At 73.2% G+C, this 21,111-nt stretch carries 23 protein-coding genes; 1 reads left to right on the top strand and 22 read right to left on the bottom strand.

Annotated features, from left to right (window positions below; genetic code table 11):
- Positions 1-7 precede the first annotated feature (7 nt).
- From VMN58_06310 to VMN58_06260, 11 genes are all read right to left on the bottom strand, one after another.
- Positions 8-1,510, bottom strand: coding sequence for a phosphatidate cytidylyltransferase (locus tag VMN58_06310; GenBank protein HUF32805.1), 1,503 nt, complete (start codon positions 1,508-1,510; stop codon positions 8-10).
- A 48-nt stretch (positions 1,511-1,558) separates the two neighbouring features.
- Positions 1,559-2,116, bottom strand: coding sequence for a ribosome recycling factor (gene frr / locus VMN58_06305; GenBank protein HUF32804.1), 558 nt, complete (start codon positions 2,114-2,116; stop codon positions 1,559-1,561).
- On the bottom strand, positions 2,113-2,859 hold the full coding sequence (gene pyrH, locus VMN58_06300) for a UMP kinase (protein HUF32803.1): 747 nt from the start codon (positions 2,857-2,859) through the stop codon (positions 2,113-2,115). The genes frr and pyrH overlap by 4 nt, the downstream gene beginning before the upstream one ends.
- A gap of 6 nt (positions 2,860-2,865) precedes the next feature.
- Positions 2,866-3,669, bottom strand: coding sequence for a translation elongation factor Ts (tsf, locus tag VMN58_06295; GenBank protein HUF32802.1), 804 nt, complete (start codon positions 3,667-3,669; stop codon positions 2,866-2,868).
- A gap of 21 nt (positions 3,670-3,690) precedes the next feature.
- Entirely contained in the window at positions 3,691-4,668 is a 978-nt protein-coding gene (gene rpsB, locus VMN58_06290) for a 30S ribosomal protein S2 (GenBank protein HUF32801.1), read from the bottom strand.
- Between the two features lie 85 nt (positions 4,669-4,753).
- Positions 4,754-6,457 carry a SpoIID/LytB domain-containing protein gene (locus tag VMN58_06285; protein ID HUF32800.1) on the bottom strand — a complete coding sequence of 568 codons (1,704 nt, stop codon included), beginning with the start codon at positions 6,455-6,457 and terminating at the stop codon, positions 4,754-4,756.
- A 47-nt stretch (positions 6,458-6,504) separates the two neighbouring features.
- Positions 6,505-8,190 carry a peptidoglycan DD-metalloendopeptidase family protein gene (locus tag VMN58_06280; protein ID HUF32799.1) on the bottom strand — a complete coding sequence of 562 codons (1,686 nt, stop codon included), beginning with the start codon at positions 8,188-8,190 and terminating at the stop codon, positions 6,505-6,507.
- A gap of 104 nt (positions 8,191-8,294) precedes the next feature.
- Positions 8,295-9,080 carry an RNA polymerase sigma factor WhiG gene (gene whiG, locus VMN58_06275; protein ID HUF32798.1) on the bottom strand — a complete coding sequence of 262 codons (786 nt, stop codon included), beginning with the start codon at positions 9,078-9,080 and terminating at the stop codon, positions 8,295-8,297.
- Positions 9,081-9,083: 3 nt separating this feature from the next.
- The gene (locus tag VMN58_06270; GenBank protein ID HUF32797.1) at positions 9,084-9,983 is read right to left on the bottom strand and encodes a tyrosine-type recombinase/integrase; all 900 of its coding nucleotides are present in this window, start codon (positions 9,981-9,983) and stop codon (positions 9,084-9,086) included.
- 73 nt (positions 9,984-10,056) lie between these two features.
- Positions 10,057-11,178, bottom strand: coding sequence for a DNA-processing protein DprA (dprA, locus tag VMN58_06265; GenBank protein ID HUF32796.1), 1,122 nt, complete (start codon positions 11,176-11,178; stop codon positions 10,057-10,059).
- Positions 11,178-12,686 (bottom strand): YifB family Mg chelatase-like AAA ATPase, encoded by a 1,509-nt coding sequence (locus tag VMN58_06260; GenBank protein ID HUF32795.1) that lies wholly within the window; start codon positions 12,684-12,686, stop codon positions 11,178-11,180. Before VMN58_06260 ends, dprA begins: the two co-directional genes overlap by 1 nt.
- A gap of 149 nt (positions 12,687-12,835) precedes the next feature.
- Between VMN58_06260 and rpiB the strand changes: the two genes are divergently transcribed.
- Positions 12,836-13,294, top strand: coding sequence for a ribose 5-phosphate isomerase B (gene rpiB / locus VMN58_06255; GenBank protein ID HUF32794.1), 459 nt, complete (start codon positions 12,836-12,838; stop codon positions 13,292-13,294).
- A gap of 149 nt (positions 13,295-13,443) precedes the next feature.
- Here the strand turns inward: rpiB and VMN58_06250 are convergent, their stop codons facing one another.
- The 11 genes from VMN58_06250 to ftsY all read right to left on the bottom strand — a co-directional run bounded on the left by VMN58_06250 (position 13,444) and on the right by ftsY (position 21,108).
- Positions 13,444-13,788 carry a YraN family protein gene (locus tag VMN58_06250; protein HUF32793.1) on the bottom strand — a complete coding sequence of 115 codons (345 nt, stop codon included), beginning with the start codon at positions 13,786-13,788 and terminating at the stop codon, positions 13,444-13,446.
- A 3-nt stretch (positions 13,789-13,791) separates the two neighbouring features.
- On the bottom strand, positions 13,792-14,088 hold the full coding sequence (locus tag VMN58_06245; protein ID HUF32792.1) for a DUF2469 family protein: 297 nt from the start codon (positions 14,086-14,088) through the stop codon (positions 13,792-13,794).
- An 88-nt stretch (positions 14,089-14,176) separates the two neighbouring features.
- Positions 14,177-14,857, bottom strand: a complete 681-nt coding sequence (gene lepB, locus VMN58_06240; GenBank protein ID HUF32791.1) for a signal peptidase I — start codon at positions 14,855-14,857, stop codon at positions 14,177-14,179.
- Complete coding sequence (gene rplS / locus VMN58_06235) at positions 14,854-15,204, bottom strand: 50S ribosomal protein L19 (GenBank protein HUF32790.1); 351 nt, start codon at positions 15,202-15,204, stop codon at positions 14,854-14,856. Before rplS ends, lepB begins: the two co-directional genes overlap by 4 nt.
- A gap of 59 nt (positions 15,205-15,263) precedes the next feature.
- On the bottom strand, positions 15,264-15,989 hold the full coding sequence (gene trmD / locus VMN58_06230; GenBank protein HUF32789.1) for a tRNA (guanosine(37)-N1)-methyltransferase TrmD: 726 nt from the start codon (positions 15,987-15,989) through the stop codon (positions 15,264-15,266).
- Between the two features lie 2 nt (positions 15,990-15,991).
- Complete coding sequence (locus VMN58_06225; protein ID HUF32788.1) at positions 15,992-16,450, bottom strand: hypothetical protein; 459 nt, start codon at positions 16,448-16,450, stop codon at positions 15,992-15,994.
- A 31-nt stretch (positions 16,451-16,481) separates the two neighbouring features.
- Positions 16,482-16,751, bottom strand: coding sequence for a KH domain-containing protein (locus VMN58_06220; GenBank protein ID HUF32787.1), 270 nt, complete (start codon positions 16,749-16,751; stop codon positions 16,482-16,484).
- Positions 16,748-17,038, bottom strand: coding sequence for a 30S ribosomal protein S16 (gene rpsP / locus VMN58_06215; GenBank protein ID HUF32786.1), 291 nt, complete (start codon positions 17,036-17,038; stop codon positions 16,748-16,750). Before rpsP ends, VMN58_06220 begins: the two co-directional genes overlap by 4 nt.
- A 51-nt stretch (positions 17,039-17,089) precedes the next feature.
- Complete coding sequence (gene ffh, locus VMN58_06210) at positions 17,090-18,493, bottom strand: signal recognition particle protein (GenBank protein ID HUF32785.1); 1,404 nt, start codon at positions 18,491-18,493, stop codon at positions 17,090-17,092.
- 56 nt (positions 18,494-18,549) lie between these two features.
- On the bottom strand, positions 18,550-19,875 hold the full coding sequence (locus VMN58_06205; protein HUF32784.1) for a hypothetical protein: 1,326 nt from the start codon (positions 19,873-19,875) through the stop codon (positions 18,550-18,552).
- Positions 19,876-20,001: 126 nt separating this feature from the next.
- Entirely contained in the window at positions 20,002-21,108 is a 1,107-nt protein-coding gene (ftsY, locus tag VMN58_06200) for a signal recognition particle-docking protein FtsY (protein HUF32783.1), read from the bottom strand.
- Positions 21,109-21,111 lie beyond the last annotated feature (3 nt).

Here is a 21,111-nt window from a genome sequence, read left to right as displayed (position 1 = left end):
GTGACCATCAGAAGATTTCCAGCAACCGAGCCAGGTAGTAGACGGCCGGCAGGCAGAAGAGCAGCGCGTCGAAGCGGTCGAGCAACCCCCCGTGCCCAGGGAGGATGCTCCCCATGTCCTTGATGCCGAGGTCGCGCTTGACCAAGGACTCGCAGAGGTCGCCGAGGGGTGCCATGACCGCCACGACGAGCCCCAGAGCGAGCGCCGACCCCACGTCCCAGGGGTGGAGGCCGATGAAGCCGAGGACGACGATGCTGACGAGCACCGCCGCCACCGCGCCGCCGATGGCCCCCTCGACGGTCTTGTTGGGGCTGATCTCGGGCGCGATCGGGCGCTCACCAAGGCGCTGCCCGGCGACGAGGGCGCCCACGTCGTTGGCCACCACTGCCACCACGGTGCCGGCGAGGAGCCCGCGACCGTTGGGGAAGGCGAGCATCAGCGCGGCGAAGGAGCCGAGCAGGCCGGTGTAGGCCACCCCGAAGAGGCTGACGCCGACGTTCATGGTGGGCTCGATCCGGCTGACGCCGACGAGGTACCAGAGCAGGGTGAACACGAGCGTGAGCCCGAGCACCAACGGGATCGCGGCCTCACCACGCCAGTAGGCGGACGCGACCAGGGCACCACTGGCGACGAGGCCGAGCAGGGTGGCGGGCTGGTACCCACCCCGCTGGAGCGAGGCGAACAGCTCGGCGGCGCAGACCACGACGATGCCGACCACGAGCACCATGGCGGGCCCCGGTCCGAGCGAGAAGAGGATCAGGGCGGCCACGGCCAGCCCCACGCCGGTGATCACGGCGAGGCGGACATCACGCTCCCCCGGCCCACCGTCGCCGGGACCGGCGACCGGCCGGTGAGGCTCGTGACGGCGGCCGGCACGGGCCGGCCCGGCCTCGGGACCCGGTCCGACGGTGGCACCGGCGGCGGCCGCCTGCTCCCAAGGGGCGGGGCGACCGTGGGCGCCACGGATCACCGGCTCCCGGCGGCCCGGGGCGTCGCCGAAGAAGTCGTCGGGGGCGGGACGGTCCGACTCATCGAGGGCACCCACGCGGGACTCGTCGTCGTGGAGCATCGAAGAGCTCTCGTACTCGGCGTCCTCCCAGTCGCTGGTTCGGTCGCGCCAGCGCGGACCGGCATCGGTGAAGCTCGACCACGCTTCGAGGTCCTCGCCCTCCTCGCCCTCGTCGGGCGGCACCAGACGCGGCACCTCGCCGGTGGGCGGGTCGGTCCAGGGTGGCAACGACGGCGTGGACCCGACGACGCGGGGGCGAGCGACATCGCCCTCGTCGGGATCGGCCTGGCCGAGCGGGAAGCGGAGGGCCGGACGGGGGACGTCGTCGGGCGGGGACGACGGCCGGTCGCCATAGCGGGGCGTGCCATCGCCGCGGCGGGGCGCGACGTCGCCGCGCTCGATGGCCTCGGCGGCCTCCTCGTCGCCGATGATGCGCACCCCCTCGGTGGGGTCGGCCTGGTTCTCTTCGTCGGGGCGTTCCCAGGGCGGGCGCTCGTCCATCGGGCCTCCTGCGGGGTGGTTGGGATCTGCGGGACCGGGCACTGACGTTCAGACCTCGAGCAGCTCCTGCTCCTTGGTGTCCACGGCCGCATCGATGCCGGCGACGTGGGTTGCGGTGATCTTGTCGAGCTCCTTCTCCGCCCGCTCGAGGTCATCGGCGGACATGTCACCCTCCTTCTCGAGGGCCTCGAGCTCCTGGCGTCCGGCACGACGGAGGTTGCGCACCGCCACCCGGCCGTCCTCGGCCATGCCCTTGACCACCTTCACCAGGTCCTTGCGGCGCTCGGCGGTCAGCTGCGGGAAGATGAGGCGGACGACGTTGCCGTCGTTGCTCGGCATCAGCCCGAGGTCGGAGTTCTGGATCGCCTTCTCGATGGCGCCCAGCGAGCCCTTGTCGTAGGGCTGGATCACGAGGGTGCGGGCCTCGGGCACGCTGAAGCCGGCCAGCTGCTGGAGGGGAACCTCGGAGCCGTAGTAGTCGACGATCAGCTTCTCGACCAGGGCGGGGCTGGCCCGGCCCGTGCGGATGCTGGCCATCTCGGCGCGAGCGTGCTCGACCGCCTTCGTCATCTTGTCGGCCGCGTCGGCCAGGATGTCGTCGATCACCCGACCAGGGTACCGATCCGCTCCTGCCCCACGAGGACACGGCGGATGTTGCCCTCGTCGAGGAGGTCGAAGACCACGATCGGGAGCTCGTGGTCCATGCAGAAGGTGATGGCCGTCGAGTCCATCACGCGCAACCCCCGGTTGAGCACCTCCATGTAGGAGATCTCGTCGAGCTTGGTCGCCGCGGGGTCGAGCTTGGGGTCCGCGGTGTAGACACCGTCGACGCCGCCATGGGTTCCCTTGAGGACCACCTCGGCGTCGATCTCGGCGGCCCGCAGGGCGGCGGTGGTGTCGGTGGTGAAGTACGGGTTGCCCGTACCGCCCGCGAGGATCACGACCCGGCCCCGCTCGAGGTGGCGGATGGCCCGCCGGCGGATGTAGGGCTCGGCGACCTGGGCCATCTGGATCGCCGTCATGACCCGGGTGGGCTGGTCGAGGCGCTCGAGGGCGTCCTGGAGGGCCAGGCCGTTGATGACCGTGGCCAGCATCCCCATGTAGTCGGCCTGGGCTGGGTCCATGCCCACGCCCGCGCCGTGGAGGCCCCGCCAGATGTTGCCGCCGCCGACCACCACCGCCACGTCGACGTCGAGGGTGCGCCGGACGTCGACGATCTCGGCCGCGACCCGGCTCACCACCTCGCCATCGATGGAGTAGCCGCTGGCGTCGGCGAAGGCCTCACCGGAGAGCTTGAGGACGATGCGGCCCCAGCGCGGTTGGCGCTCGCCCGCGCCGTCGACGGCCATGGGTTCCTACGCCCCGATCTCGATCTGGGCGAATCGGACGACGGTGGCGTCGCCGAGGGCGTCGCCGACCGACCGCTTCTCGTCCTTGACGAAGGCCTGCTCGAGGAGGGCGCCGCCGGGGGTCGACTTGTAGAACCCGCTGAGGCGCCCCTCGATGATCTTGGGCAGAGCGGCCTCGGGCTTGCCCTCGTTGCGGCTGAGGGCCTCGAGCTCGGCGCGCTTGGCCTCGACCTCCTCAGCCGGGAACTCGTCCCGGGTGAGGTAGGCGGGACGGGCGAAGGCGATGTGGACCGCCACGTCGTGGGCCAGCTCCTGAGAGCCTCCGGCCATCTCGACGATGACGGCGTTCTTGCCCCGCTCGCTCTGGACGTGCAGATAGGTGTCGAGGACGTTGCCGTCGGCCGCCTCGACGCGCACCACCCTGCCCACCTCGAGGTTCTCCTTGAGCGTGACCTTGAGGTCGTCGAGTCGGTCCTGGAGCGAGGACACCGCTCCCTCGCCGTCGGCGACCACCGCGACGGCGAGGTCGTCGGCGAGCGCCTTGAAGTCGGGGGACTTGGCCACGAAGTCCGTCTCGGACTTGAGCTCGACGGCAGCGGCGGCATTGCCAGCAGCGGCCAGTGCCACCGCGCCCTCGGTGTTCTCACGGTCGGAGCGCTTGGCCGTCTGGGCCAGGCCCTGCTCACGGAGCCACTTGGCGGCGGCGTCGAAGTCGCCGTCGTTCTCCGTGAGCGCCTTCTTGGCGTCCATCATGCCGGCGCCGGTGCTGTCGCGGAGGCGCTTGACGTCGGTTGCTGAGAATCCTGCCATCGGTCGGGGGGTGCTCCTCGATCAGGTCTTGTCGGTCGTGGGGTCGTCGGTCTGGGGGGAGGCCACCTCGGACTCGGGCACCCCTGCGGACTCCTGGCCGAGAGCCGGTGAGGCTTCGGCGGGGTCGACGGCGCTGGTCTCCTCGGGCGAGCCCTCGGGGACCGGCGAGGCGGCAGCGGCCACGCGGGCCTCGCGCTCGGCGGCCTGCTGGGCGGCGGCCGCGCGTGCGGAGGCCTGCTGGCGGGCGCGCTCGGCCTCTTCCTCGGGGGTGGGCGGCGCGGGCGGCGCCGGCTTGGCGGTGCCCCGACGCTCGGCGATGTAGCGGCCCTCCTTGACGGCGTCGCTGATGATGCGACACATCAGGCTGCCGGAGCGGATGGCGTCGTCGTTGCCGGGGATCACGTAGTCGATGAGGTCCGGGTTGCAGTTGGTGTCGACCACCGCCACGATCGGGATCTTCAGCTTGTTGGCCTCGTTGACCCCGATGTGCTCCTTGTTGGTGTCGATGATGAACACCGCGTCGGGCAGCTTCGACATGTTGCGGATGCCACCGAGGTTGCGCTCGAGCTTCTCGAGCTCGCGGCCCTTCATGAGGGCCTCCTTCTTGGGCATGGCGTCGAAGTCGCCCACGGCCCGCTGGCGCTGGTACTCCGACATCTTGGAGACGCGCCCGGAGATCGTGGAGAAGTTGGTGAGCATGCCGCCGAGCCAGCGCTCGTTGATGTAGGGCATCCCGCACCCGTCGGCGGCGGCGGAGATCTGGTCCTGCGCCTGCTTCTTGGTGCCGATGAAGAGGATCTCGCCACCGTCGGCGACCATGTCGCGGACGAAGGTGTAGGCGGTCTCGATGCGCTGCAGGGTCTGCTGCAGGTCGATGATGTAGATGCCGTTGCGCTCGCCGTAGATGAACCGCTTCATCTTGGGGTTCCAACGGCGGGTCTGGTGCCCGAAGTGGACACCAGCCTCGAGCAGCTGCTTCATGGTGACGACGGGCGCCATGGTGTGCCTCCTCCCACGGTTTGGTGGACCCGGCGCCGCGCGCTCCGAGGGAGCGACCGTGGGTTGAGGCGCCGGGGTTCTCCGGTCAGGACGGCCGCGGACTGCGACCGAACGTGGCCCGGAGTGTAGCGGCGGGCCCGCCGGCGACCCGCACCAGGCCGGCGGCCGCGCCCAGCAGGGCGACGAGGGCGACCCCCACGATGGGCGCGGCCGGCCGCTCGGCGGGCACGCCCGGCACGCTGATGGCCACCACCGCGCCGACCCCGGAGGCGGTGTCGCTCCCCCTCCCACCGCCTGCAGCCTTGGCGGCCGAGGTGGCGGCGGGCGCCTCCCCGGGGACGGGAGGGGCGATGGTCAGCTCGGCGAGGGCCACCCGCCCGCCACCGGCGTCGGCCTCGGCGACGAGGTCGAGGCGCGCCCCCGGCGGCACCGGCCCGGTCAGGGGGATGTCGACCTCCCCGGCCCGCCGGAGGCCCAGGTCGACCAGGACCGCGCGACCCGGATCGAGGATGCGGACCGCCGCCGGCGCCGTGAGCTCGACCCGCACGAGCTCGGCGCTCGGTGCGCTCAGGGCCACGACCGGCGCCCCCTCCTGCCCGTCGGGCGGCACCGCGACGACCCGGCCGGCGCCGTCCGGGCGGACCTCCCAGTCGCCCTCGCCGAGGTGGGCCAGGACGTCACCACCGGCGTCGAGGACCCGGAAGCCCTGCCCGCTCAGGTGCACCGAAGGCCGCTCGTGCGCCATGGCCACCCGGATGGAGGCGGGCAGCTCGGCGGGGTCGACCACCGTCGGGCGGATGCCGCCGTAGTAGGTCGCGAGGATCTCGGCGTGGTCGAGACCCCGCTGGGCCTTGCCGAGCGCGCCGTACTGGCTCATGCCGACGAGGTGGCCGAAGCCCGCCCCGTCGAGCACCACGGTGTCGCCCTCGGTGAAGGCGGTGAAGCGGGTCGAGAGCACCGGCACGGGCAGGCCAGGGGTGCGGGGCAGGCGGGCGTTGAACGTGGTGCGGACCGCCGACGGGGCGACGCCGCGGTCGACGATGGCACCGTCGTCCTGCTGGTAGCGCAGGACGAAGGTGTCGCCGGCGCGGTCGGCCTCGACCAGCCGGCCAGGCCCGGGGAACGCGGTGGCGACCTGGTCGAGGGTGAACGTCGCCCGCCAGCGGGCCCAGGGGCTGACGCGCTCGTCGTCGGGGTCGTCGACGCCCGGCAGGTAGGGGGCGCCGCCGGGGTCCGAGCGGCCACCGTTGGACGAGGCGTACATGGCCCGGATCGGCCCGTTCCGGTGGAGCAGGACCTCTCCCGCCGTCGCAGCCACCGCTGCGTCCCACCCGGGTCGGGCGGTCCCGACCCCCCGGTAGACCTGGCAGGCCTGGGTGGCGCAGAGGTCGGCCCCCACCGCCCGGAACCGGGTGACCCGGCTGCCCCGCATCTGGTTGAGGGCGTAGCTCCGGGCGGCAACGGCCTGCGCCTTCTGGGCCTCGATGGGCCACGAGGACGGGACCTCGGCGATGCCGCGGACGTAGTCCTCGAGACCCACATCGTTGACCACGGCCACCCCGGTGCCGTCCGGGACGAGCTCGACCGCGCCCCGGAACGTGCCCACGTCGGCGACGCGGATCGTGCCGCCGTCGACGACTGGCTCGACGCGGAGGCGCTCGCTGGCCCAGCCGCCGATGGGCCCCTCACCCGACGCGGGGACGACGCCGGTGACCACCCCGGTGACGAGCAGGAGGGCAGTGAGGGAGCACCACGCTGCCCCGCGCCGCCACCTTCGTCGCCCTGCCATGAGGAACACCTTCGCTGCCGCCCGTCCCCGGTCCTCCCCGTGCGGGCTCACCCGCCACCGCCGCACCCCGCTGCGGGGCACGGCGGGTCGAGGTCGTCGTCGCCCGGAGGGAGCATCCCGATCCGAGACGATGGTCGCACCCGGTGGCCGTCGAGCACCAACCCGGCGACCCCGGCGATGGTGCCCACCGCGTCCTGGGCCAGGCTGATGCCGGCGGCGATGGTCAGGTCGGGGCCCACCCGCCGGCACGTGGGCCCGGCTCCGGCGAGGGCCAACGCCACCTCCCGATGCGCCTCTGGCGAGGAGGGCAATGCCCCGTGGGCCCTGACGCCGTCGAGGGCGACGACGACGTTGGTCGCACCCTCGAGGGCACTGTGGAGGGCGGGGACGACGAGGTCGCCCCGGGCCGCGATCGACGTGACCGCCGTCCCCGGCGGCAGCCGGCGCTCGGCGAGGCCTCGCACCAGGCCGGACGTCTCCGCCAGCTGGCGAGCGGCGTCGCTGTCGAGGGCGAGCTCCCCGCCGGTGGCCCGAGACGCCACCGCGGCCGCCAGCTCGCCGGCCCGGGTGGTGAGCAGCAGGGCCCCGGCCGTGGCCAGGTCGGTGCCGTGGTGTGGGGTGCCGAGGGTGACGAGGTGGCCGACCTCGGGCAGTCGTGGGTCGAGGCCGTCGCCGTCGCGCCCGAGGGCGACGCGGGCCACCACCCCGCCCTGGGAGTGGGCGAACACGTCGACGGGCACGCCGGGGTGGGCCGCCCGGATGGAGGCCAGCAGCTCGCGAAGGTGCTGGGCCGAGGTGCGGATGTCGACGGTGGAGTCCGCCGGCTCATACCCGGTGACCGGGACACCGAGGAGGTTGCCCACACCCGGGACGCGCCCACCCCGGTACGACAGCTGGGCCACGTCCGCAGCGGCGTAGCCGAGCGCCTCGGTGTCGAGGCCGAGGATGCTGGCATCCCCGCCGCGGGAGCCAAAGCCGGCGACGAGGACGGCGATGCGCCGCCCGGGCGGACGCGGTGGCAGCGGGGAGGACGAGGGCGTGCAACCGTCCTGGCCGTCGCTGAAGAGGCGGGCCCGGTCGCGCAGGTCGCCCAGGTGTCCGGCCAGGCCCACCCACTGCGCCACGTAGTGGGGCACGACGGCGCTGTCGGCTGCCCACGCCACCGCTGAGGCCACCCGGGCCAGCCCGGTGGCGGCGATCCCCGCCAGCCAGTGGCGCTCCGTGGCCTCCGGCTGTGGCGACCGCAGGGCGACCGGCACGAGGTGGACGGCCACCTCCCCGCCACCGAGCAGCAGCCCGGGGTCGACGTAGCGCTCACCGGCACGGGCGCCGAAGTGCAGGCGCTCGGATGCGGTGCCCACGACCTGACCCCGCCCGACCGCGTCGCCCCGCCGGACGCTCACCGACGCCAGGAACGAGTACGAGGTGCGCAACCCGTCCTCGTGGAGGACCGTGACGTGGAGGCTGCCGCCGACCGAGCCGGCGAAGGTCACCTCGCCCGCCGCCGAGGCGCGGACCCCCTCCCCTGGCTCGGTCCGGTAGTCGATCCCGCGGTTGCCCGCGCCGTAGGGCGTGGGGGGCGGCCGCCACAGGTCGACGACCGGGCCGTCGACCGGTGGGCTGTGGGCGCCGGCAGGCTCCGCACCGGCAGGGACCGCCGGCGCGGCGAGGACGGTGAAGACGAGCAGCGCGGCCAGCGCGGCGCGAAGGCACGGACGGAGGGTGGTGCCCACGGGAGCTCCCCGGGAGGTGGTGCGTCGCTCGGGGAAGCGACCGGCGGTGGGCGCCGGGGTGGTGCGAGGTGGAACCTACCGCCGGGACAGCGGCAAGGGAAGGGTCAGCTTGCGGGCTCGCGCTCGGTGGCGGCGATCTTGGAGCGGAGGTGGATCACCGACTTGGTGTGGATCTGGCACACTCGGCTCTCGGTGACGCCGAGGACCTCGCCGATCTCGGCCAGGGTGAGGCCCTCGTAGTAGTAGAGGGTGAGCACGACCTTCTCGCGCTCGGGCATGCTGTTGATGGCCTCGGCGAGGATGTGGCGCATCTCCTCGACCTCGTAGGCCGCCACGGGACCCTGACCCTTGTCGGCCACGGTGTCGCCGAGGGTCAGCGACTCGCCACGGTCGCCGCCGACCGAGAGCATCTCGTCGAGGGCGACCAGGCCGATGAAGGAGATCTGGCTCAAGGTGGTCTGGAGCTGGGTCTCGGTCATGTCGAGCTCCAGGGCCAGCTCGGCATCGGTCGGGCTGCGGTGCTCCAGGGCCTCGAGCTTGGCGTAGGCCTTCTCGAGGGCGCGGGCCTTGGCCCGCACCGACCGGGGGACCCAGTCGATCGAGCGCAGCTCATCGAGGATGGCGCCCTTGATCCGGGAGATCGCGTAGGTCTCGAACTTGAAGCCCCGCTCGAGGTCGAACTTGTCGATGGCATCGATGAGCCCGAAGATCCCGTAGCTCACGAGGTCTGCCTGCTCCACGTTCTGCGGCAGGCCCACGGCGACGCGGCCGGCGACGTACTTCACCAGCGGCGAGTAGTGCACGATCAGCTGGTCTCGGAGCGCCATGGTGCCGTCGGCCTTGTAGGCGGCCCACATCCGGTCGATCTCGGCTGGGTCGTCGATCTCCAATGGTCAGTCCCTGCTTGCCGGTCGAGCGCGTGGATGTGCCGCCTCGTAGACGGAACGCAGCCGCTCCTTGCTGACGTGAGTGTAGTGCTGGGTCGTCGACAGGTCGGCGTGACCCAGCAGCTCCAGCACGGCGCGCAGGTCGGCGCCCCCGTCGAGGAGGTGGGTGGCGAAGGTGTGGCGGAGGGCGTGGGGGTGGGTGGGCGAGGAGGCCCGGCGGTCGAGGATGCGCCGGACGTCGCGGGTGCCGAGGCGGCGGCCGCGGCGGTTGAGGAACAGGGCGTCGTCGGGCGTCTCGCCGCTGGCGAGCTGGGCACGACCCCGGGCGAACCACCCGGCCACCGCGTCGGCGGCCGGGGCGCTCACCGGCACCCGGCGCTGCTTGGAGCCCTTGCCCCAGACGGTGACGGTGCGGCCGTCGGCGGCGACGTCCTCGGGGCGCAGTGCGCAGAGCTCTGCCACCCGCAGGCCACTGCCGTAGAGCAGCTCGAGCACGGCGTCGTCGCGGAGGCGCACCGCCGGGTCGTCGTCGTCGATGGCGGCCGGCGGGTCGTCGAGCAGGGTGGTGAGCTCGTCGGCCTTCAGCACCCGCGGGAGCCGGCCGGTGCCCGACGGCGCCGAGAGCCCGGCCGACGGATCGGCACCCAACCGGCCGGTTCGGGTGAGCCACCCGAAGTACCGCCGGACGGAAGATGCCTTGCGGGCGATGGTGCGCCGGGCGTACCGGCGGGTCGCCAGGTGAGCGAGGTACCGGCGAAGGAGGCGCCGGTCGACCGCGTCGGGGCTGCTCACGCCGGACCTGCCCGCCCACTCGACGAACGCCGCGACGTCGCGCCGGTAGGCGTCGACGGTGCTCGGGGAGACCGAGGTGAGCGAGGTGGTGAAGCCATCGAGCTCCCAGGGCACACCTGCACGCTACCGGCGTCGGCGTGGCCCGGTGGGGCACGCCACCGGGCCGGGCCGGCCGGGGGACGCGCCGTCACCCCGGCTGCGAGCGCTCGTACCAGGCGCCGTGGCGGACGACCCAGCCCGACGACTCGAGGGCGGCAAGGTGCACGGCCAGCGGGCCGAGTGGGACGTCGAGGCGGCCGGCGAGCTGCTCCATGGTCGCCGGGTCGCCTCCGAGGGCATCGAGGACAGCGCCGGCGTCTCCCCCCGGCGGGTCGGGTCGGTCGCGGACCGGTGCACGGGAGGCCATGCCCAACGCGACGAGGACGTCGGCGGCGTCGCGCGCCGGGGTCGCCCCCGACGAGAGGAGGCCGTTGGTGCCCACGGAGGCCGGGGACCGCACCGACCCGGGCACGGCCATCACCGCGCGATCACGGGCCAGTGCGGCCTCGACGGTGTGCATCGAACCGCCCCTGGCCGGGCTCTCCACCACGACCACCACGTCGGCCAGGCCGGCGATGATCCGGTTCCGTGCGGGGAACCGCCACGGCTCGACCGTCGTGCCGAGCGGGTACTCGGAGAGGACGGCCCCGGCGGCGGCGACCTCGGCCCAGAGGCTGGCGTGGCGACGGGGGTAGGCGATGTCGAGGCCCGTCGCCACCACCGCCACCGGCGGCGCCCCACCGGCCTCGAGGGCGCCGACGTGGGCGGCGCCGTCGATCCCGAGCGCCAGGCCCGAGACCACGCACACTCCCGCGGCGGCCAGGTCGGCCCCGAGCTCGCGGGCGACCTGCCGGCCGGTGTGGGTGCAGCGACGGGTGCCGACCACCGCCACCCGGGGGCGGTCGAGCACGCCCGGGTCGCCCTGGTGGAACAGCAGCGCGGGCGGCTCCGGGTCGTCGGCGAGGGCGGCGGGGAACCCCAGGTCGCCCGGCCCGCTGACGCCCACACCGGCGTCGAGGTGTCGCCGCCAGAGGACGTCGAGGTCGACACATGCCGCCTCCAGTCGCCACCGCACGAGCACGTCGGCACCCACGCGCGCCCCGCCGAGGGCCAACACCGAGGCCTCCACCGAGCCGCTCGCGACCCGTCGCCACGCCTCGGGCGGGTCCCAGGCCATCAGCAGCACCGCCAGGCGGCGGGGGCCCATCCCCGGCAGCCCGGCCAGGGCGGCGAGCGCCGCCGCGGCCGGAACCGTGCCCGAGCCCGTCATCAGACCACCCCCAGCAGCTCGGGCTCGGCCCGAAGCTGGAGAGCCATGCAGACGTCCTCCTCGCCGAGGGGAGCGCCACGGCCGCCCAGGTCGGCCAGGGTGAGGGCCACCCGCCGCACCCGGTGGAGCCCCCGAGCCGAGAGGCGACCCATGCGGAGCTGGTCCTCGAGGATCACCGATGCCCCACCGCTCAGCGGCGCCTCTCGATCGAGCTGGTCGGGCTCGAGCCGGGCGTTGCACCCCACTCCCCGCTCCGCCGCCCGGGCCCGGGCGCCGGCCACCCGCTCGGCCACCACCACCGAGGCCTCTCCCGGCGGGCCGGCCAGGAGGTCGCCGGCCGCCGGGCGCACGATGTCGACCCGCAGGTCGAACCGGTCGAGGAGCGGCCCCGAGAGCCGGCGGGAGTATCGAGCCCTGGCGGCGTCGCTGCACCGGCAGGCGCCGGGTGGGCCACCGAGGCCGCACGGGCAGGGGTTCATGGCCCCGATGAGCAAGAAGCGGGCCGGGTAGGTGACCGACGCCCGGGCCCGGGCGACCCGCACGACGCCCTCCTCGAGCGGTTGGCGGAGCGCGTCGAGCACGGCGGTCGGGAACTCGCCCAGCTCATCGAGGAAGAGCACGCCACCGCTCGCCAGAGAGATCTCCCCGGGGTGCATGGCTGCCGTCCCGCCACCGATGAGCGACACCGCCGACGCTCCGTGATGTGGGGCCCGCAGCGGGGGTCGCCGGACCAACCCGGAGGCGGGGAGCCGGAGCCCGCTGGCGGAGTGGACCCGGGTGGCCTCGAGGGCGGCGTCGTCGTCGAGGTCGGGCAGCAGCGCCGGGAGGCGCCGGGCGAGCATCGTCTTGCCGGCGCCGGGTGGGCCCACCATGAGCAGGTGGTGCCCACCGGCGGCGGCGACCTCGAGCGCCAGGCGTGCTGTGCCGTGGCCCCGGACGTCGGCCAGGTCGGGCTCGGGACCGTCGAAGAGCTCGGTGACCGGGGCCGGCGCGTCGGGCCAGGGCTCGTCACCTCGCAGGGCGTCGACCAGCCCGCGCAGGTGCTCGACGGGCCTGACCTTGTGCCGGCCGAGGAGCGAGGCCTCGGCCGTGCCGGCCATCGGCACCACCACGACCGGGGCCTCGATGGCGTCGACCAGGGGAAGCATCCCCGGGACGGGACGGACGGACCCGTCGAGACCGAGCTCGCCGAGGAAGGCCGCACCCGCCACTGCCTCGGCGGGGACCTCACCCGCGGCCACCAGCAGGCCGACCGCGATGGCCAGGTCGAGACCGGCGCCGTTCTTGCGGAGCCCACTCGGCGCCAGGTTGACCGTGAGGCGCTTGAGCGGCCAGGGCAGGTCGCTCGACGTGCAGGCCGCCCGGACGCGGTCGCGCGACTCACGGCAGGCGGCGTCGGGCAGGCCGACCACGGTGAAGGTGGGCAGGCCGCCGGCCACGTGGACCTCGACCGAGACGGGCCGGCCCTCGACCCCGATGAGGGTGGCGGCGGGGATGGTTGCGAGCACGGGGCACGCTCCTCTCACGACGACGGTGGAGGAGGGCCGGACGCCGGCCGCTCGAGCGCTGGGGATCACCCTAGGGAGGGGGTGTGACGGTGACGCTGCCGGCGGCGTCGGTCACGCACCGCCCAGACGTGGGGCAACATGGCAGGCCTATGAGGATCGCCATCGGCTCCGACCATGCCGGCTTCCTGCTCAAGGCGGTGGTCGCCGAGCACCTCGCCGCCCGCGGCCACGAGGTCGACGACCTCGGCACCGACAGCGACGCACCCGTCGACTACCCCCCGTTCTGCGCGGGGGTGGGCCGGGCGGTGGTACGAGGCGACGCCGACCTCGGCATCGTCCTCGGGGGCAGCGGCCAGGGCGAGGCCATCGCCGCCAACAAGGTCCGCGGCGTGCGGGCCGCGCTGTGCCACGACGAGCTCACGGCGCGCCTCGCCCGCCAGCACAACGACGCCAACGTGCTCTCGCTCGGCGGGCGGCTGCTCGGCACCACGCTCGCCCTGGTGATCGTCGACGCCTTCCTGGCCGCCTCCTTCGAGGGCGACCGCCACGTGGCCCGCCTCGACCAGATCGCCACCATCGAGCAGGAGGAGGCGGGGCAGGGGACCTGACCCCGCCGACCGACCATGGGCTTCAACCCGTTCCGGCCGCAGCGCCGCTCACCGGCCGACTACGCCTTCGTGGCGGCCGGCCTGCTGGTCGCCCTCGCCCTCCTCGCCTGGGCCGCCGGTGCCATCTGACCCTTGGCCCGCCTGCGGCCTCAGAAGGCGCCCTCCACCACCTCGATCTCTCCGGCGAGCACGGCGGCCACGTCGAAGCGGACCTCTGCGGCCCGCACCGACGCGCCCTCCAACCACTGCGCCGCCAGTCGCCGGATGCGCCGCTGCTTCTGCTCGGTGACCGCCTCCAGCGGGGAGCCGAAGGCCAGCGACGACCGCGCCTTCACCTCGCACACCACGTAGAGCCGCCCCCGGCGAACGATCAGGTCGAGCTCGCCCTCGCGGCACCGCCAGTTCCGGGCCACCGCCTCATAGCCCCGGGCGGCGTACCAGGCCGCCGCCAGGTCCTCCCCTGCCGCGCCGAGGACCAGGCGCTGCTTGGTCACGGCTCAGATCATCTCCTTCTTCGGGAGCTCCTCGACGTTGACGTCCTTGAACGTCACGATCCTCACCCCCGAGACGAAGCGGGTCTGGCGGTACATGTCCCACACCCAGGCGTCGTGGAGGTGCAGCTCGACCCAGCTGCGGCCCCCCTCGTCGTGGATGACCTGCTCGACCTCGTTTGCCAGGTAGAAGCGCCGTTCGGTCTCCACCACGTAGGAGAACATCGGGCAGACGTCTTTGTACTCCTTGTAGAGCTGGAGCTCGATCTCGGCCTCGTACCGCTCGACGTCCTCCGTGCTCATCGGCAGGGGGCCTGGATCTTCACGGGTCGCCGCACCCGCCCACGATCCTCGATCGGAGCCCGCAGCACAAGCCCCCTCCCCCGGCCGATCAGAGGAACGCCACCCTCAGGGGCGGCCACACCCGCCACACCGCCCGACCGACGATGGTGTCGGTGTCGACGGGGCCGAAGCTGCGGCTGTCGCTCGAGCCCGTCCGGTTGTCGCCCATCACCCAGACGGTGCCGTCGGGCAGGGTGACGGGGTCGAAGTCAGAGGTCCGGGTGCCCTCCGGCAGGTACGGCTCCACCAGACGGAAGCCATCGATCCACACCGAGCCCTCTCGGCCCTCCACCTGCTCCCCTGGCAAGGCGATGACCCGCTTGATGAAGTCCGACGTCGACGGCTGGCGCAGGCCGACGGCCTCGAGCGTGACGCGCAGCCCGCGGACGACGACGTTGGTGTCGGCATCGGGCTCCGGACAGCGGGAGCGGGGTGGGCAGTCGAAGACCACCACGTCGCCGCGACGTGGGTCGTGGAGGCGGTACGACAGCTTGGAGACCACGACGCGGTCACCCACCTCGAGCTGGGGCGTCATCGACGCCGAGGGGATGAAGAACGCCTGGCCGAAGAAGGCGCGGAGCACCACCGCGATGACGACGGCCACCCCGAGGAGGACCGCCGTCTCGACGGCGAGCTGGCGGTGGCGGCTCCGGGAGCCGGAGCGAGCCCCGTCGGGGCCCGTCGCCTCGGGCTCACCGACGCCGGTGGCCGCTGGCGAGCCCTCGCTCAACGAGCGGCCCGCTTCTCCTTGATCTTGGCGGACTTCCCGACCCGGTCGCGGAGGTAGTAGAGCTTGGCCCGGCGGACGTCGCCCTCGATGATCCGCTCGATCTGCTGGAGCACCGGGGAGTGGACCGGGAAGGTCCGCTCGACGCCGACGCCGAAGCTCAGCTTGCGGACGGTGAAGGTCTCGCGCACGCCGTCGCCCTGGCGACGGATGACCACGCCCTGGAAGACCTGGACGCGCTCCCGGGTGCCCTCGACCACGCGCACGTGGACCTTGACGGTGTCGCCCGGGCCGAAGGCAGGGATGTCGTCACGCAGGCTGCTGCGGTCGACGAGGTCGGTGGGGTTCATGGCGCGTTGTGCTCCTGCCGCGATCGTGCCGGGGCGGTGCCCCGGGGAACCGGGACATGCTACGGCACCGGCCCCAGGTCCTCCAAGGCGGACCGCTCGTCGTCGCTGAGGCCACCACGGGCCTCGATCAGGTCGGGTCGGTGCTCGAGGGTGCGCCGCAGCGCCATGGCCCGACGCCACCGCGCCACCCGGGCGTGGTCACCCGACCGGAGCACCTCGGGCACCGCCCAACCCCGGAACTCGGCGGGGCGGGTGTACTGCGGGTGCTCGAGGAGCCCGTCCATGAAGCTCTCCTCGCCGGCGGACGCCTCGTTGCCCATCACCCCCGGGACCAGGCGGCCCACGGCCTCGATCACCACCATGGCCGCGACCTCACCGCCGGCGAGGACGTAGTCGCCGATGGAGAGCTCGTCGTCGACGAGGTGGTCGCGAACCCTGGCGTCGACGCCCTCGTAGCGGCCGCAGATCATCGAGAAGCCCTCGCCGCCGGCCAGCTCGCGAGCCAGGGCATGATCGAGGCGACGGCCGCCGGGCCCGAGGAGGAACAGCGGCCGGGGCGGGGAAGCCGCCTCCACCGCGGCGAACACCGGCTCGGGCATCAGGACCATGCCGGCGCCCCCGCCAAAGGGGGCGTCGTCGACCGAGCGGTGCACGTCGGTGGTGCTGTCCCGCAGGTCGTGGGCCCGCACGTCGAGGATGCCTCGCTCGGCGGCACGGCCCAGCAGGCTCCGACCGGCGAAGTCGGCGACCATCTCCGGGAAGATGGTGAACACGTCGATGCGCACGATCAGGCCTCGAAGAGCCCGTCGGGCGGGTCGACCACCAGCGTGGGCGGCTCGCCGTCCCGCCGCTCGACGAGGAACGTCAGCGGCACCAGGGCACCGGAGTCGAGCACGAGGAGGTCGCTCGCCGGGTTGACCTCGAGGGCCACCACCGCGCCGCGATCGGTGCCGTCGACATCGACGACGAGGGACCCGACCACGTCGTGGACCCACAGCACGTCGGGGTCGTCGAGGGGCTCAGCGTGGAGCACGGTGCCCCGCAGCCCTTCGGCCGCGTTGCGGTCGGGCACCCCGGCAAAGGCCACGATGTGGTGGCCCTGGTGGGGGCGCGAGCTGACGACGGTGAACGCGGTGCCGTCGGGCCCCGTGAGGACCGCCCCGGGGGCGACACGCTCCAGGCGGTCGGTGGTGAGGGAGACCACCACCTCGCCCCGGATGCCGTGGGCCCGGGCGATGCGGCCCACCTCGAGCAGGGGGCTTCCTCCCTGCCGGGCGTCAGTCGACGAAGTCGACGTCGACCTCCACGCCGTCCTGCACGGCGGCAGCACGGACCAGGGTGCGGATGGCGTTGGCGTTGCGGCCGCGACGGCCGATCACCCGGCCCATGTCGCCAGGGGCCACGCTCACGCTCATGCTCACGCCGCGGCGCCCGTCGGCCACGTCGACCTCGACGGCGTCGGGCTCGTCGACCAGAGCGCGCACGAGGTACTCGAGGACGTCGGTGGCGGTGGCGCCGGCGACGTCGTCGTAGCCGTCGTCACTCACGAGGAGGCCTCGGCGGGGGTGGCGGGGGTGGTGCCCTTGAACTGGTCCCAGGCGCCGGACTGCTGGAGCAGCTTCTGGACGCGCTCGGTGGGCTGGGCGCCCTTGCGCAGCCAGTCGACGGCCTTGTCGTTGTCGACCTTGATGACCGACGGCTCCTGGCGGGGCTCGTAGGTCCCGAGGATCTCGATGAACCGGCCGTTGCGCGGCGAGCGGCCGTCGGCCGCCACCAGGCGATAGGTCGGCTGCTTCTTCTTGCCCATCCGCATGAGGCGGAGCTTGACGGCCACGGTGATCTCTCCCTTGGTGCCACCCGGTCGGGCGGCTGGTTCGGCTTGTTGCTACTTGAGCTTCAGGTCCTCGAGGCCTTCGATTCCCTGGAGCTCCTTCATCTGCTGGAGCGCCTTCAGGTCGGGCAGCCCCGGCATGCCGCGACCCTTGCCCTTCTTCTTGCCGCCCTTCGGGGATCCCCCGAAGCGCTTCATCATCTTGGAGACGTCCTTGAACTGCTTGAGCAGCAGGTTGACCTCGCTGGTGGAGGTGCCGCTGCCGTTGGCGATGCGCAACCGGCGGGAACCGTTGACGAGGTCGGGGTTGACCCGCTCCTCGGTGGTCATCGACCGGATGATCGCTTCGACCCGTCCGAGCTCCGCCTCGCCGATGTCGGCGTTCTTGAGCTCCTTGGGGACGCCCGGGAGCATACCGATGATGTTGTTCAGCGGCCCCATCTTGCGGACCTGCTGCATCTGCTCGAGGAAGTCGTCGAGGGTGAAGCGACCCTCGAGGAGGGCGGACTCCGCCTTGGCGGCGACCTCCTTGTCGTACTCCTGCTCGGTGCGCTCGATGAGGGTGAGCACGTCGCCCATGCCGAGGATGCGGCTGGCCATCCGGTCGGGGTGGAACTGCTCGAAGTCGTTGACCTTCTCGCCGGTCGAGGCGAAGGCGATCGGCCGGCCGATGACCTCCTTGACCGACAGGGCCGCCCCGCCACGAGCGTCACCGTCGAGCTTGGAGAGGATCACACCGTCGATCGCGAGGGTCTGGTGGAAGGCCTCGGCGACGGACACGGCGTCCTGGCCAGTCATGGCGTCGACCACCAGGAACGTGTAGTGCGGCTCGACCGCGCCCGAGATCTGACGGACCTCCTCCATCATCTCGGCGTCGATGGAGAGGCGGCCGGCCGTGTCGACGATGAGCACGTCGCGGCCCTTGTCGCGGGCCTCGGCCAGGCCGGCCCGGGCCACCGACACGGGGTCGGAGGGCTCGGAGAAGACGGGAACGCCCACCTCGCCGCCAAGGGTGCGCAGCTGCTCGACGGCGGCCGGGCGCTGGAGGTCGGCCCCCACGAGCAGCGGGTTGCGACCCTGCTGCTTGAACCAGCGGGCCAGCTTGGCGGTGGCGGTGGTCTTGCCCGAGCCCTGCAGGCCGGCCATGAGCACCACGGTGGGCGGCTGCGATGCGAAGCTGACCTTGAGCGTCTCGCCGCCGAGGGTGGTGATCAGCTCCTCGTGGACGATCTTGATGACCTGCTGAGCCGGGCTGAGGCTCTTGCTCAGGTCGGCGCCGACGCAGCGCTCCTTGATCCGGCCCACCATGGCCTTGACCACGAGGAAGTTGACGTCGGCCTCGAGGAGGGCGAGGCGGATCTCGCGGAGGACCTCGTCGATCTCGGCCTCGCCTAGGCGGCCGTGGCCGCGCAGGCGCGAGAAGATCCCCTCGAAGCGGTCGGAGAGTGCGTCGAACATGCGGCCGCCAAGGCTACCGGCCGTGCCCGGCCCCGGCGAAGCGGGGCCGGGTCCGGTCAGCCGGCGTCGGCGTCAGGCTCGACCAGCTCCGGTTGGGGCTCGGCGGGCTCGACGCTTTGGGGCTCGCCCGGGCTCCCCGGCTCGCTCTGGCCCGGCCGGCCGGAGACGCCCCCGCCGTCGTCGTCACAGACGACGGCGTCGCCGCCGATCAGCTCGCAGCCCTCGGGCAGCTCGGGGACGGGCGGCTGGGCGATGTGCTCGTCGCCGAGAGCCAGGACCCACAGCTCGTTGACCACGCCCTCCTCCCCGCCATCGGTCGCCAGGAGGTAGGTGGGGACCAACCACGCCTCGTCGACGTCGTAGGCGTGGACCAGCTGCAGGCCCACCCGGGCGCCGGTGATGGTGACCACGACCGGCTCCGGCTCAGGGCAGTCGACGCAGTGGATGGCGGGCTCGGGCCGGGCCATGAGGTCGCCGCCCTGTCCCTCCCGGAGGCGCTCGATTGCCGCCGTGGTGCCGATGAGGGGGTAGGAGTCGCCCTCGACGGGGTCGGCCAGCCAGCCGTTGGCGTGCTCCACGGCACCGTCGACGCCCACGGTCACGCCCCAGTCCATCCCGACGGTGGGGAGACCACCGACCTCGGGCCGGGCGCTCACCAGCCAGCTGGAGAAGAGGTCCTCGGTACGCAGGTCGGCAGGTTCGAGATCGAGGCCTGCGCCAGTCATCACCTCGCGGCCGACGGCCTCGGCCTCGGCGCGGCTCGGCAGGCCGTCTGGACGCTCGGGTTCGGGAAGGGGCTCGACACGCGTCTCACGCACCGCGCTCCCGTCGTCTGGACAGGCTTGGATGCAGGCGGTGCCCGGCGGACACTCGGGCATTGGGCAGTCGACCACCTCGCCATGCGCCGGCTCGTCGCGCGCGCCCCCGTCGTCAGGGTCGACCATGGGCAGGCTCGACACGGGGGTGTCGGGCTCCAGCGTCCCGGCGTGCTGCCCGTACCACCAGGGCAGACCGGGCTGGCGCGAGACCTCGAGGGCGGCGTCGCCGTCGACGACGCGCCACCCGTGCTCTGCCACCTCGACGTCGCCGTCGAGGCCCAGCGCCCGGGCCAGTGACGCGATCCCGGCCTCGTCGGCCTCGCGGCCGACCGACCAGGCCCGCTCCTCACCGTCGAGCTCGGGCAGCTCGCCCACGACCCGGTACTCCGTCGGTGCCATCAGCGCCATGTCGGACATCGCCGCGCGCTCGCCCTCCGGGGCCGCGCCGGCGGCGCCGATCGGGAGCGGACGGGGACCGTCGCCTCCCGATCCCACCACCGCGAGGGCGATCAGCCCCACCACCACCACGAGTGCCGCCGCCCCGGCCAGTACCCGCTGCCTCATGTGCCGTCCTCCTACGATCGGCGGTCGCGACACGGCCGCTCGATCCCTACGACGCTGGCACCGACGCGTCGGTTCCCGACTTCGAGGAACGACGACCGAGGCCGGTCGACGCCCGCCCCGCGGTGGTCACGAGAACAGCGCCTCCACGAAGTCGTCGGGGTCGAACGCCACCAGATCGTCGATCGTCTCGCCGAGGCCCACGAGCTTGACCGGCAGGCCCAGGTCGTCCTGGATGGCGAGGACGATCCCTCCCTTGGCCGACCCGTCGAGCTTGGTCAGGACCACCCCCGTCACCTCGACCGCCTCGGTGAACTGCTGGGCCTGCGCGAGCCCGTTCTGACCGGTGGTGGCATCGAGCACGAGCAGCACCTCGGTGACCTTCCCGGGCGGCTTGTCGGCCACCCGGCGTACCTTGCGCAGCTCCTCCATGAGGTTGACCTTGGTGTGGAGCCGCCCGGCGGTGTCGGCCAGCACGAGCTCGGCGTTGCGGGCTGCCGCTCGCTGCACGGCGTCGAAGATGACCGAGCTTGGGTCGCCACCCTCGGCTCCCCGGACGAAGTCGGCGTCGCTGCGCTCGGCCCACATGCCGAGCTGCTCGGCGGCGGCCGCCCGGAAGGTGTCCCCCGCCGCCATCACGACCCTGCGACCCTCGGCCGCCTGCTGCTTGCCCAGCTTGCCGATCGTGGTCGTCTTGCCGACCCCGTTGACGCCGACGAACAGCCACACGTTGGTGGCGCCCTCTTCGAGGCGCATCGAGCGGTCGGCGACCTGGAGGCGGACCTTCAGGTCGCCCTTGAGCTGGGTGAGGAGAGCCTCGGGCTCGGTGATGCCCTTGGCCGCCACCTCCTTGCGCAGGTCGTCGAGGACGGCGGTGGTGGTCGCCACGCCCACGTCGGCGCGGATCAGGGCCTCCTCGAGCTCATCCCACGTCTCGTCGTCGATCCCCGACCGGGAGAGCACCGAGTCCAGGTAGCCGGCGAGGAGGCCACGGGCCTTGCCGAGACGGTCACGGAAGGTCGGACGGACGACCTCGAGCTTCTCCTCGACGACCGCACCGGCCAGCGCGCCCTCGATCTCCTCGACCGTACGGGCATCGGGGACCTCGACAGCGGGGCTGTCCTCCGACGGGGGCGCCTCGAGGACGCTCCCCCGTTCGGGCCGACGGCGGGCGGCGACGCTGGCCACCACCCCACCGACGACGAGGACGGCGACGAGCAGGATGAGGATCTCCATGGC

Source organism: Acidimicrobiales bacterium (assembly GCA_035512495.1).
In the GTDB taxonomy this organism is placed as follows: Bacteria; Actinomycetota; Acidimicrobiia; order Acidimicrobiales; family CADCSY01; genus DATKDW01.
The sequence above is the reverse complement of the archived record's forward strand: the minus strand, read 5'-3'. Positions and strand labels throughout refer to the sequence as shown.